This is a genomic window from Rhodococcus sp. EPR-147 (genome assembly GCF_001647185.1).
GTDB lineage: Bacteria > Actinomycetota > Actinomycetes > Mycobacteriales > Mycobacteriaceae > Rhodococcoides.
This window is the reverse complement of sequence record NZ_LVCU01000112.1, coordinates 1-12,425: the sequence shown is the minus strand read 5'-3', so window position 1 is coordinate 12,425 and position 12,425 is coordinate 1. Positions and strand designations below refer to the sequence as shown.

The 12,425-nt window shown below is 65.2% G+C and carries 13 protein-coding genes and 1 pseudogene; 4 read left to right on the top strand and 10 right to left on the bottom strand.

The window, feature by feature from the left end:
* Positions 1-504 (top strand): DUF2848 family protein (locus tag A2J02_RS05420; protein WP_068047747.1); only part of this gene is annotated, 504 nt, incomplete at its 5' end.
* Between the two features lie 85 nt (positions 505-589).
* Positions 590-949: an FKBP-type peptidyl-prolyl cis-trans isomerase gene (locus tag A2J02_RS05415; RefSeq protein WP_032377394.1), complete on the top strand. Its 360-nt coding sequence runs from the start codon at positions 590-592 to the stop codon at positions 947-949.
* Here the strand turns inward: A2J02_RS05415 and A2J02_RS05410 are convergent.
* From A2J02_RS05410 to A2J02_RS05395, 4 genes are read right to left on the bottom strand one after another with little or no spacing between them, the layout of a single operon-like run.
* A complete protein-coding gene (locus A2J02_RS05410; protein ID WP_231893861.1) occupies positions 942-1,994 on the bottom strand; it encodes an isopenicillin N synthase family dioxygenase in 1,053 nt (350 codons plus the stop codon). The genes A2J02_RS05415 and A2J02_RS05410 overlap by 8 nt on opposite strands.
* A gap of 47 nt (positions 1,995-2,041) precedes the next feature.
* Complete coding sequence (locus A2J02_RS05405; RefSeq protein ID WP_197477942.1) at positions 2,042-3,343, bottom strand: sensor histidine kinase; 1,302 nt, start codon at positions 3,341-3,343, stop codon at positions 2,042-2,044.
* On the bottom strand, positions 3,340-4,068 hold the full coding sequence (locus A2J02_RS05400) for a response regulator transcription factor (protein ID WP_068047741.1): 729 nt from the start codon (positions 4,066-4,068) through the stop codon (positions 3,340-3,342). Before A2J02_RS05400 ends, A2J02_RS05405 begins: the two co-directional genes overlap by 4 nt.
* Positions 4,069-4,078: 10 nt before the next feature.
* Entirely contained in the window at positions 4,079-4,285 is a 207-nt protein-coding gene (locus A2J02_RS05395; protein WP_068047758.1) for a hypothetical protein, read from the bottom strand.
* Positions 4,286-4,426: 141 nt separating this feature from the next.
* Here A2J02_RS05395 and A2J02_RS05390 point away from each other — a divergent pair, with 141 nt between their 5' ends.
* Positions 4,427-5,755 (top strand): cryptochrome/photolyase family protein, encoded by a 1,329-nt coding sequence (locus tag A2J02_RS05390; protein ID WP_068047738.1) that lies wholly within the window; start codon positions 4,427-4,429, stop codon positions 5,753-5,755.
* 36 nt (positions 5,756-5,791) lie between these two features.
* Here A2J02_RS05390 and A2J02_RS05385 read toward each other — a convergent pair whose 3' ends face one another.
* The 6 genes from A2J02_RS05385 to A2J02_RS05360 form a co-directional block, all read right to left on the bottom strand.
* Positions 5,792-6,694 (bottom strand): DMT family transporter, encoded by a 903-nt coding sequence (locus A2J02_RS05385; RefSeq protein ID WP_068047735.1) that lies wholly within the window; start codon positions 6,692-6,694, stop codon positions 5,792-5,794.
* 73 nt (positions 6,695-6,767) lie between these two features.
* The gene (locus A2J02_RS05380; protein ID WP_068047755.1) at positions 6,768-8,624 is read right to left on the bottom strand and encodes a propionyl-CoA synthetase; all 1,857 of its coding nucleotides are present in this window, start codon (positions 8,622-8,624) and stop codon (positions 6,768-6,770) included.
* Between the two features lie 47 nt (positions 8,625-8,671).
* Positions 8,672-9,202: a hypothetical protein gene (locus tag A2J02_RS05375; protein ID WP_068047731.1), complete on the bottom strand. Its 531-nt coding sequence runs from the start codon at positions 9,200-9,202 to the stop codon at positions 8,672-8,674.
* Positions 9,199-10,446, bottom strand: a complete 1,248-nt coding sequence (locus A2J02_RS05370; protein WP_068047753.1) for a molybdopterin-dependent oxidoreductase — start codon at positions 10,444-10,446, stop codon at positions 9,199-9,201. Before A2J02_RS05370 ends, A2J02_RS05375 begins: the two co-directional genes overlap by 4 nt.
* 88 nt (positions 10,447-10,534) lie before the next feature.
* Entirely contained in the window at positions 10,535-11,143 is a 609-nt protein-coding gene (locus A2J02_RS05365) for a TetR/AcrR family transcriptional regulator (protein ID WP_197477943.1), read from the bottom strand.
* A complete protein-coding gene (locus tag A2J02_RS05360) occupies positions 11,140-11,811 on the bottom strand; it encodes a methyltransferase domain-containing protein (RefSeq protein ID WP_231893862.1) in 672 nt (223 codons plus the stop codon). Before A2J02_RS05360 ends, A2J02_RS05365 begins: the two co-directional genes overlap by 4 nt.
* A gap of 129 nt (positions 11,812-11,940) precedes the next feature.
* On the opposite strand from A2J02_RS05360, the pseudogene A2J02_RS28065 reads away from it, so the two are divergent.
* Positions 11,941-12,425 (top strand): annotated as a pseudogene (locus A2J02_RS28065) (hypothetical protein); the annotation flags it as partial.

The window sequence follows — 12,425 nt, the reverse complement described above, 5'->3', positions numbered from 1 at the left end:
CCGTATCTGGCGCAGCAGACCGATTCCGTCGCCGTCCAACACGGTCGCACCTCGGGCGAGGCGGAGTGGGCTCTGGTGATCCTCGGCGACACGATCGACGACGTGCTGCTCACGGTGGCGTGCGATCACACCGACCGTGACCTGGAGGTTCACAGCGTCGCGTGGAGCAAGAACGCCGCTCCCGACGTGCTGGGCACCGGCGCGTGGCGGTTGTCCGAGGTGGCCGATCGACTCGACGAGATCACGTTGACCGCCTGGGCCGACGGCACACTCATCCAGACCGGAACGCTCGGTGATCTTCTCGCGCCGCAGTATTGGCTCGATGTGCTGACCGAGCGTGGCTTGTTCTCGCGTGGAACGGTTTTGATCTCGGGCACCATCTCGATGCACCACGGGGTGAATCAGTTCTCCGACGCCTGGAAGGTCGAGATGACCGACCCCGCCACCGGCAATACTCTGACCTGCGAATACAAGACGATATTGATGCCAGCTCCGATCGGCTGAGCGTCACGACGTATGGTCGAAGCGGTATATGCCCAGAGATAGACAGCCGGCGTCGGCGGGCCGGCATCAACCGCAGGAGACTTCAGTGACGAAGCCAGTGATCGAATTTCAGGCCGGACCGGCGCCCTTGGACCTGGTGACGGTCGACCTCGTCGAGGGTGACGGCGCAGAGGCAGTGGCCGGTGGCACCGTCGAGGTGCACTACGTCGGCGTCGAGTTCGATTCGGGAGAAGAGTTCGACTCCTCCTGGAACCGCGGCGAGTCCATCCAGTTCCCGCTGCGCGGACTGATCCAGGGCTGGCAGGACGGCATTCCCGGAATGAAGGTCGGCGGACGTCGTCAGCTCACCATTCCGCCGGAGCTCGCCTACGGTCCCGCCGGTGCAGGACACCGTCTTTCCGGCAAGACCCTCGTGTTCGTCATCGATCTGCTCGACGTCAAATAACTGCAGGGCCGCCAACGGCATTGCGTACCCGCTCGGCTTCGCGGGTTGCCGCGGGATTGGCAGTTCCCTCTCGGGAACCCGCGAGCTTGGCGTGAATGTGCCCGGCTACCGTCACCGGCTCGTACCGGGCCACGTCACCGGGCTCGATGCACGACGGCAGTGGCGCGATCACCGCGTCGAGGTTGCCGTCGTGGAAGAACGCGGCAGATCGCCTGCGCTGGATCGTCCCGTCGGTGATCGGCGGACGGACCCGATGCAGCGTCGACATCCAGCGATCGTCGGTCAGTCGGGCCGTCAGATCTCCCAGGTTCACCAACATGGCTCCGTCGGCGGGTTGCACGTCGTGCCACCGTCGGTCGGTTCCGAGAACCTGCAGGCCGGGCACTCGATCGGCCCACAGCACCGTCACCAATCCGTAGTCGGTGTGTTCGCTCATCCCGGTGAGCTCGGCATCCGGCACATGCATGCCGGGTTCGAGCGCGTAGTTGTTCATCCGCAGGGTATCGAGCGATCGACCGGTGATGTCGGAGAACGTATTCGGTGACACGCCGAGTGCGTCGGCGAACACTGTGGTCAGCGTCCGGGCCACGCGTGCTGCCTCGGCGAAATACTCGTCGACGGCGCGCTGGAACTTCGAGGAGTCGGGCCAGGTGTTCGGTTCTCCGGTGCCGACGTTGAAGGCCTCGAAGTAATCGTTCATGCCCGACGCCGATTCGACTCCCAGGCTCAGGCTCAGCGATTCGCTCTTCGGAGCGGTGTATCCCCGATTCACTTCGGGTGGGCAGATGTAGGTTCGCTTCGTCGCCAGGTCGAGCCCGAAGAACGAATCCATCGCCGACGCGAGTCCGGCCACGGTGTCCTCGGGAATGCCGTGCCCGAGAATCTGCATGAAACCGACTGTGCTGCAGGCATAGTCGACGTCCGCCGCGACGCTGCGTCGGGCAGTCCCGTCGCCTGTCGGGGTGGCATCACCCAGAACGTACGGCGAGATGTCGATGGTGGGGACGAAGAAATCCGACAACGTGTGTATGGGTACATGATCCACGGCTCGGATGGGCCCGCAGGTTTCTCCCGCGTAAAGACTGCCGAACTTCAGCTGTCCTGCAGCTCCAGCACCAATCGGGCACCGCCGAGCGGGCTGTCGGTGAAGTAGACACGCCCACCGTGTAATTCGGCCTGCTGCGCCACCAATGCCAGGCCGAGCCCGGAGCCGCCCTTGGCGGCTCGGGTGCCGCGCTCGAACCGGCCGAACACCGTCTCGCGTTCGTCGAGGGGAACGCCGGATCCGTTGTCGTCGATCAGGACACGTACCGTCTTGCCCTCGCGCTCGGCGGTGATGACGATCGACGTCGCGTTGCCGTGTCGAACGGCGTTGCCGATCACGTTGTCGACGGCCAGCCGAAGACCGGTCGGCAGTGCGCGCATCGTGATCTCGGAGTCGGCGGCGTACTCCACGCGTATGTCGAGTCCCGGATGCAGTCGTTGCGCATCCTGGGCTGCGACGTCGCAGACGTCGATGATGTCGGTCTCGACTCTGTCGCCCTCACTGGACAATTCGCCCGACGCGAGTCGTTCCAGGGCGGTCAGGGTTGTCTCCACTCGACCCTGCGTCCGCTCGAGATCTCCCAGAATCTCCTGCTGCTGCGCCGGCTCGAGGTCGAGAGTTCTGAGCACCTCGATGTCGGTGCGCATCGCAGTCAGTGGGGTTCGCAGCTCGTGTGCGGAGACGGCCGCGAAGTCGCGTGCGGTGTCGAGCGCGGCATTGGTGCGGTCCTGTGCCTCGTTCAGTCTGGTCAGCATGCCGCCGATCGCAACGGCGAGCGCATCGGCTTCGGTGACACCGGTGCGGGTTTCGGGCGCGGTCGGTGGCTGCGCGCTGACCTGCCGGGTCAACGTCACCAACGGTTTGACGGCTCTGCCACCGAAGAGCCAGCCCAGGCCGGTGGACACTGCGATCGCAGCGAGTCCGAGCAGAATCACTTGCCGCTGCTGTTCGTCGGTGACCTGTTGCGCTTCGATGGCAGGCACGCCGATGGAAATCGAGATGGACGACACCGCGGTCGAAACGGCGGTGTAAACCCGGAAGCGTTGCCCGTCGACGTCGACGGTCTGCGACCCGGTCTCGAGCGCGGGCAGCCGTGTCGGAGTGGACGCGACGACGATGTCGCCACTGCGAATGGTGACGGCGAACGCGCCGGAGAGCTGATCGAGGAACGCCTCCAGCGTCGTCGAGGTCGGGATCAGCACCTGAGACGCCGTCGTCAGCCGCTCGTCGAGCTGGTTGACGTTGTTGCGCGAAATAGCGACCGAGGTGAGCACCGAGAGTGCGGCGACGACGAGGGTGGCACCGAGGGTCGTGGCGGCGGCCACGCGGGCGCGCAGAGAGAAGCTCATGCGGCGTCCCGGACGACGAAGCCGACTCCGCGAACCGTGTGGAGGATGCGCGGCGAACCGTCGGCCTCGAGTTTGCGTCGCAGATATCCGACGAACACGTCCACGACGTTGGTGTCGGCGACGAAGTCGTAGCCCCACACCAGCTCGAGCAGTCGTTCACGCGTGAGGACGACGCCCTTGTTGCGGGCCAGAATCGCGAGCAACTCGAACTCGCGTTTGGTCAGATCGATGTCGGCTCCGCCGCGGTGGACGCGATAGCCGGGGATGTCCACCACCAGGGTTCCGATGGCGACGGCCGAGTTCGGCGCGCCCGAATCTGCAACCGGCACAACCGGACCGGTGCCGCGACGACGCAGCATGGCGCGAATCCGTGCGACCAGCTCGGCCAGCACGAACGGTTTGGTGAGGTAGTCGTCGGCACCGGATTCGAGCCCGGCGATGCGATCGTCCACCGAGCTGCGGGCACTGAGCACGCAGATCGGGATGTCGTTTCCCATGGCGCGCAACGCGGTCACCACGCTCGCGCCGTCGAGTACCGGCATGTTGATGTCGAGCACGATGGCGTCGGGCATCGATCGCGACACCACGCCGAGCGCCTCCGCGCCGTCGGATGCGGTGATGACGGTGAACCCGGACAGGCGCAGTCCGCGTTGCAGCGACGACAGCACGTCGACATCGTCGTCGACGACGAGGACGGTGGCGGGGGCACTCGACGATTCGGTCACCGTTCCAATGCTATGCAACCCAGCTGTCGACGGTGCTTCGGCGTTCTGCAGGCGTCTTGGCGAAGAACTCCTCGAGAGCACTGCGGCGGCCGGTGTCGGCATCGAGTGACCAGGCGAGTGCAGGTGCCTTGGCGTAGAGCTGCTCGTAGTACTTCTCGAAGGTGCAGGTGCTGTCCACCAGGGAAAGGGCGCCGGGGAAGGGGCGTGTGTTCGTCATGATGTTCTCCTTTTCTCTTCTGTGTTTCCCAAGGTAGAGCCCCATGTTGCGGCCATGGTGAGCCATCGTTGGCGGTTCTCTGAGAGTTCGGCCGAGAGCGGGCTGTGATTGCCGACCGCGTCGGTGGGTAAGACTGGAACCATGTCGCTCGTATGGTTTCGCCGTGATCTCCGTCTGGGGGATCTGCCCACACTCACCGCCGCTGCCGAGTCCGGAGATCCGGTGCTCGGGCTGTTCGTACTGGACGACCGTCTACTGAAGCCCTCGGGCGGGCCGCGCAAGGATTTTCTGTTCCGTTCGCTCGAAGCACTGAACGAGCAACTCGACGGCCGGTTGATGGTGGTGCACGGCGACCCCGAGACCGTGGTCCCCAAGGTCGCGAAGGCGATCGGCACCGAGGACGTACACATCAGCGCCGATTACGGCCCGTACGGACGCGACCGAGACAAGCGCGTCGGCGAGAAGGTGACCCTGGTCGAGACCGGGTCCCCGTACGCGATCGCACCCGGGCGGATCGCCAAGACTGACGGCGAACCGTACAAAGTGTTCACGCCGTACTCCCGGCAATGGCTGGAGCACGGGTGGCGCGGACCGGCCGACACGTCCGCGAAGACCGTGGAATGGATCGACCCGGACGAGGTGAAAGGCGTTCGGCGGGCGAAGATTCCCACCGAGAAAGAGGCGTCCGACGCGGCAGCCGGTGAGAAGGCTGCGTCGAAGCAGTGGAAGGAATTCCTCGAGGAGGTCTCGGCGTACGACGACGAGCGCAATCGTCCCGACCTCGACTCGACGAGCCGGATGTCGGTGCATCTGAAGTACGGAACCATTCATCCACGAACGATGCTGGCCGACCTCGGCAAGCTGCGCAGCGAAGGGGCAGCGTCGTATCGCAGGCAGATTTGTTGGCGAGACTTCTACGCCGACATCCTGTTCCAGCGCCCCGACAGCGCCCGAGAGAACTACGTCAAGAAGTTCGACAAGATCGAGATCGACTCGGGCAAGCACGCCGACGAGTTGTTCGAGGCCTGGTGCAAGGGCGAGACCGGCTTCCCGATCGTCGATGCCGGTATGCGGCAGTTGAACTCGGAGAAGTGGATGCACAACCGGGTCCGCATGATCGTCGCATCGTTCCTCGTCAAGGATCTGCACCTGCCGTGGTGGCGAGGTGCGCGCTACTTCATGCAGCATCTCGTGGACGGCGATCTGGCCAACAATCAGCACGGTTGGCAGTGGACCGCCGGAACGGGCACCGACGCCTCGCCGTACTTCCGCGTGTTCAACCCCATCACCCAGGGCGAGAAATTCGACCCCACCGGCGATTACGTGCGGCGCTGGGTGCCGGAGCTACGTGGCGAAGAAGGAAAAGCCGTGCACACGTTGAAGTTCGGGCGACCCAAGGACTACGTGGAGCCCATCGTCGACCACAAACACGAGCGAGAAGTTGCGATCGCGCGCTTCAAGGCGCTGTGAGAACTCAACGCTCGAGCGGAGCCTGCGGAGTGACCCCTATCTTCTGCGGGACAACCCGACTCCCACCAGACAGATCATGCCCCCGACCACGGCGAGGTAATGCGGAACCTCGCCCAGTAGCAACCAGGCCAGTGTGATGGTGATCGGCGGAACGGCATATGTGGTGATGCCGAGCTTGCCCGCGTTCATTCGCGTCAACGCGTAGGCCCAGGTGCTGAACGCCAGGGCCGTCGGTACCAGGCCGAGGTAGATCAATCCGCTGGTGGCTCCCGCCGATGCAGTGGACAGGTCGCCGAGCAGAGCAGGCGCGAAGGGCAGTGTGCACACTGCGCCGATGGTGCAGGCCATCCACGTCACCTGAAGTCCGGGGATGGTGCGCAGCACCGGCTTCTGGCTGAGCACTCCGACGGCGTAGGTCACCGCGGAGACCAGACACAGTGCGATGCCCAGGAAGTCGGCGTCTGTCTTGGTCGTGGACGTGGTGGTGACGGCTGTGACGACACCGACCATCACTGCTCCGGCGAACGCGATGCCCGCTCCGATCACCAACCACTTCGGAAAGCCCTCGCCCAGCAGCAGACCCGCGAACAGGGCGACCAGAATCGGACCGATCTGAATGATCATCGACGTCGTGCCGGCGTCGACGCGTTGCTCGGCGGCATTGAGGGCGACGTTGTAGATACCGAACCAGAACACGCCGATGCTGATGATCTGCAGCCACTGCGTGCGGTTCGGCTTGACCCACTGCCTTCTGACCAGAACGATCGCACCGAGCGCGACGGATCCGATGAGCAACCGGCCCAATGCGAGCGGACCGGCTCCGAAGGATTCGCCGACGCCGCGAATCGCCACGAAGGCCGAGGCCCACGAGATCACCGTGACGGTGACGGCTCCGAGCGCAAGCCAATCCACCGCGGGACGGGTGTCGAGATCTGTCATGTCGACGACGCTATCGCGCGGGAGACTCCTGTGGCGCGCGGGTTTCGGCCATGGTTGCTCGTATTACCGCCGCCTATCTGCCGAGCAACTTCTCCAGCGCATCGAGGACTGCCGGATCCTCGATGGTCGACGGCACGCCGTATTCCTCACCGGCGACGATCTGCCGCATGGTTTTCCGCAGGATCTTGCCCGAGCGGGTCTTGGGCAGCGCTCCGACGATCGTCACATCGCGGAACGTCGCGAGGGCACCGATCTGATCGCGGACCATGGCCACCAGTTCGGTGCGCAGCTGTTCCTCGGTGATCTGCTCGCCGGCCTTGAGCACCACGTACCCGCTGGGGCGTTGGCCTTTGAGGTCGTCGTGGATGCCGATCACCGCGCATTCGGCGACGGCGGGGTGACCGGCGAGCACGGCTTCCATCGACCCGGTCGACAGACGGTGGCCGGCGACGTTGATGACGTCGTCGCTACGGCCGAGGACGTAGACGTAGCCGTCGGTGTCGATGTAGCCCGAATCGCCGGTGAGGTAGTACCCGGGGAACGTGTCCAGATACGAACGCTGGAAACGTGATTCGTCGTTCCACAGCCCCACCAACGCACCCGGTGGCAGCGGCAGCTTCACGACGATGTTGCCCTCGGTGCCTGCGTCCACCGGATTGCCCGAGGCGTCGAGGATACCGACCTGGAACCCCGGCACCGGCACCGTCGGCGATCCCGACTTGATCGGAAGTGGTTCCAGACCACGAAGATTGGCGCAGATGGCCCACCCGGTTTCGGTCTGCCACCAGTGGTCGACCACGGGCCGGTCCAGGGTTCGCGAAATCCATTCGTACGTATCGGGATCGAGACGCTCACCTGCGACGAACAGGGTCTCGAGCGACGAGACGTCGTACTTCTCGAGCTCGGTCGCATGGGGATCGACCTTGCGGATGGCGCGCAGTGCAGTCGGCGCAGTGAACAGGGCCCGGACGCCATGATCCTGGATCACCCGCCAGAACGCGCCGGCATCGGGAGTCCCGACGGGTTTGCCCTCGTACAGAACCGTTGTGGCCCCGGCGAACAGCGGTGCATAGACGATGTACGAGTGCCCGACGACCCAGCCGACGTCGGACGCGGTCCACATCACCTGACCGGCACCCACGTCGTAGATGTTGCGCATCGACCACGTCAGCGCGACGGCATGACCGCCGTTGTCGCGCACCACACCCTTGGGCTTACCGGTCGTACCCGAGGTGTAGAGGATGTACAACGGATCGGTTGCCAGCACCGAAACCGGTTGTGCCGCGGTGGCGTCGGCGATGAGGGAGTCCCAGTCCAGCCAGTCGTGACTGCCGGGGATTCCCTCGCGGGTCTTGACGATCACCGCCGGTACCTTCGCGGTCGTCAGCGTCAGGGCGCGCTGCACCAGCGGCAGATATTCGATGACGCGACCCGGCTCGAACCCGCCGCTGGCGGTGATCAGCAGGACCGGCTCGGCGTCGTCGATTCGCGCTGCCAACTCCTTGGCTGCGAAGCCGCCGAACACCACCGAATGCACCGCGCCGAGTCGAGCGCACGCGAGCATCGCGACGACGGCCTCGGGGATCATCGGGAGGTAGATCACGACGCGGTCGCCCGGTCCGACGCCCTGCTCACGCAGCACACCGGCGAATCGAGCGACGTGGTCGAGAAGTTCGGCGTAGGTGTAGCTGCGGCTGAGTCCGAGCATCGCCGAGTCGTAGATCAACGCGGTCCGGTCGCCGTGTCCGGCGTCGACGTGCCGGTCCAAGGCGTTGAAGCAGGTGTTCAGGCGGGCCTCGGGAAACCAGTGAGTGCCGTCGAACGCGCTGGTGGGAGGGGTGTCCCAGTCGACTCCCGCCGCGGCGTCGAGCCAGAATTGCTCGCGGTTGTCGATACTGTCCTCGAAGGCCTGCCGATACTCGCCACTCATGTTGTGGAGCGTAGTTCGGGGCCGCGTGGTGCGGGCCGGGTTGCTCACTACCGGCGACGACCGGCGGAATCCCGTCGACCGACGGTCGTTGCGTGCAACCGTGCCCGGTGCACGTCAAGATCGCGTCGACGCCTCCGCCTGAGTATTTCGCGGCCGCCGTAGAACGCTGCGCTGGCCGCGAACATCCCCGCTACCAACAGCAGCCATCGCATTGCGTAGGGCTCCTGTGTCTGACCCGTGGCGGCCTCGTACGTGTCGCTCCCGTGGGCGAAGATCCCCGGTGCGAACAGCAGCAGGCTCAAACCCGCCCCGAGCGCAGGGATGCGGACCGCGTTGACGAACCTGCCCAGACGAGCGACCAGCGTCCGGTCCAGCATGGCGTACAGCGGAAACAGGATCGCATCGTGCACCACCGCTGCCCCGACGAACCAGAGTCCGATGGACTGCCACCACGTATCGGTGTTCCACAGTGCCGGGAAGCCGATCGTCAGGACGACCGCGCCGGCCAGGGCGAGGCAGCAGGCCGTGACCGCGAGATGCAGCGGTCCTGCGCCGTACCTGGCTCGAAACGTCGTCATGCTCGCTCCTCGAAGAATTCGACGGATTCGATCCACTTGGTCGCGTGCACTCCGGGTATCGCCGGCATCATGATGCGAGCGGGATAGCCGTGGTCGAGGGACAGGTCGGCCCCGTTCACTCTCAGTGCGAGAAGCGAATCCGGATGCATCATCTGGTGTCCTCCGAAGGTGACGCGGTTGAACGACCCGACGGGTTCGAGCGACCGCACCTCACCGGTATCGACGGCATCGACACCCACGAGTGCCGCCAGATCTCGGAGCGGAACTCCGGTCCACGACTGAACCGTCGACCAGCCCTCGACGCAGGAAATCGGGAGTTCGACGGTGTGCAGGTCCATCTGTTCGAGTTGAGCTCGGGTGAGTACTACCTCGGTACCGCCGGCCAGTACGGTCAGCCGCCACGCATCGCCTGTCTGCGCATCGGTGACGCCTGCGGACTCCGCGGTGCGGTTGATCTGGAAGTCGTTGGGGCCGTCGCCGTACGAGCGTCCGCGAGGCAGCAGGATCGCCGCCGAGCGCAGTGGTCCGCCCGTCGTCTGTCCGACACTGAGCACAGCGACGAACAGTGCGCTGCCGCCCACGAGTGCGAGAGCTCCGCGTCTGCTGATCGTCGCCGGAGCGGGATCGGTTGCAGCAAGACCTGATTCGTCGTCGGCATCGGGCACCGTATCGGCGACTCGAATGCGCATCAATTCCAGGAACGGCCGCGTTCTCAACGCGGTCACCATGGTCGGAAGCTTGAGCGCCACGTGGGCGACGAAGCCGGCGACGAACACCCAGGCGCCCCAGTAGTGGGCGGTGTAGAAGCTGAAGCCGAAGATGTAGTCGTACTGAATGTTCAGCACACCGGTGATGATCTCGAAGAGGATGCCACCGACCAACGCCAGCAACGAGATTCGCTCGAGAAGGTGCGCGACACTGCGAACCGGGGGCATCTCGATCAGTTTCGGGATCACCGACCACAGCTTGGCCAGCACGATCGGCACCATGACCAGTCCCAGTCCCACATGCAGGCCCTGGGTGAGTCGATAGAGCCAGGCGGGCTCGGTCGGCCAGTCGAACGAGGGAATTCGCAGCCACCCGACGTCGCCTGGCATGGCCTGGCCGAACTGCGGGCCGTATGCGGCCCAGGAGATGAAGCCGGTGATCGTCACGATCGGCAGGGCGACGAGCAGGACGGACGCCAGGACCGACGTGAACCAGACGCCGCGGATCGGGCTGCGGAACGTGGGAAGTCGCTGCATTCTGGTTCCCGTCTCCAATTTTGTACCTATTAGTACAAACTGTGAGGTCGAGGTTAGCGCACTTCGGGCCCGTTCGCCAGGGTCGGTGTCAGTGTCGAGTCCGACGGCGACGGACTGCGGCTACGGCGGCGTCCAGAGTGTCGCGCAGTGGGTGCACGTCGCCCGCGATGCGCGCGATCAACATTCCGCCTTGAAGCGACGCGATCAGCGTGGCGGCAGCAGCGGCCGGATCGGTCGACACATCGAGTTCCCCGCGGTCGATCATGCGGCGAAGCCCCTGTTCCAGCGGTTGTTCCCAGCGTCGGAACGCGGCATGGAGGCTGGGGACGAACGCCGCGTCGTTCTTGAGTTCTGCGGCGAGCGAACCGAGGGGGCACGAGAACGGGCCCCCTGGTTGTTCGTGATTGCGGACGATCTCGGCGGCCCATGCGTCGATGTCCTCGAGGCTGTCGATGTGGGCCAGGCGCGGCTGGGCGGCGAGGACGCGTTCGAGCTGACGTGCGATCACGGCTTCGACCAGGTCCGACTTGTCGGAAAAATAGTGGTAGAGCTGCGATTTTCCGGTTTCGGACGCGGCGAGTACGTCGTCGAGAGTCGTTCCGGCGACGCCGTGGGTGCACATCATCGACGCGGCCGCATCGACGATCGCCGCTCTGGTTCGTCTGCCCTTGGCTGTTCTCGGCAGTTCCTTGCTCACGGGTCTCCGACTCCTCGGTCGATGCTGTGAACAGCGAGTTCGGTGAACACTCGTCCGTTCGATTCGACAGTCCGGCGGACCCGCAGGCCCGCCGTGGCCGCCAGCGCGTACAGCGCGCTCGCGCCCACGCTGGCCCAAGTGAACCATTCGCCCACGCAGTCGTCGGTTTCCCACCGGACCGTTCGATTCCGATCGTCGACACCCGACGCGGAATCCACTTCGACGACGGCCGTGCCGGTCTCGTGCAGCAGCGAGCGAACCGTCCTCAGAAGTGCAGCCGGGTCACCGCCGATGCCGATGTTGCCGTCCGCGAGCAGCACGTGTGACCACTGGCCCGCGCCCGGTATCGCGCAGAAGATGTCCTGCTGCAACGCGAGACCGCCGCGATGGTTCGTCATCTCCACAGCGACCGAGGACGTATCGACTCCCAGCGCGGGAACGCCGGCTCGGGTGAGAGCTTCGGTCAAACGCCCTGGTCCACAGCCGAGATCGAGGGTGGGGCCGGTGCAGAAAGCGATCGAGGCTTCGTCCGCCATGATGTCTTCGATCGTCGAATGGGTTCCGCCCATCCAGCGCGCGATCGGAAGTTCGGTGCGGCGGCCGTCGTGATCGGTGATCCACGAGGGCAGGCCGGCTCGGCCGCGGCGGTAGACGTCGTCTGCAATCACCCGACTGAATGTACCAGTGGGTACAGTAGAGGGCATCGCGAGCCGAAGTCGTCAAATTTCCTGCCGGTGCCGTCAAGATTGCGTCAACACCTCTGTTCGACGCCACCGCGCGGCGCAAGACTGCTTCTCATGACACTTCTCGACATGCTTCCGTCCCTCGGTGCCGCCTACGTTGCGCGGTGCGATCCAGCGCTCTGGCCTGCCGACACACACTGTGTGTGCGGCCGCATCACCGTCGACGGCGTTGCGTTGGAGGATCTGGCAGATGCGCAGGGCACTCCGGTGCAGTGGGGCTCGATTCTGGTGACGCGGGTGCGTTCGGTGATCGCCGGTGAGGTGGGCGTCGACGCCGAGTTCGGGGATCTGCGCCAGGCCGTGGTGGTCAACCGGCATTCGGTGGGCGCGGTGGTCAAGGTCGATGTGCACGGCCCGGGGCGACGCTGCGTCAGTCCGGTGGAGTTGCCCGCCGATCTCCGTGCCGGCGACGTGCTGGGGCTCGTGACCTCGCAGGCGCACGGCGGAGCCGCTCTCATATGGAGGTCGGCCTGTCAACGACGGCATGGTGAAGCGGTGGCACGCACCGTCGTGTGTGCCACCGCTTCCTGTTGCCGGGA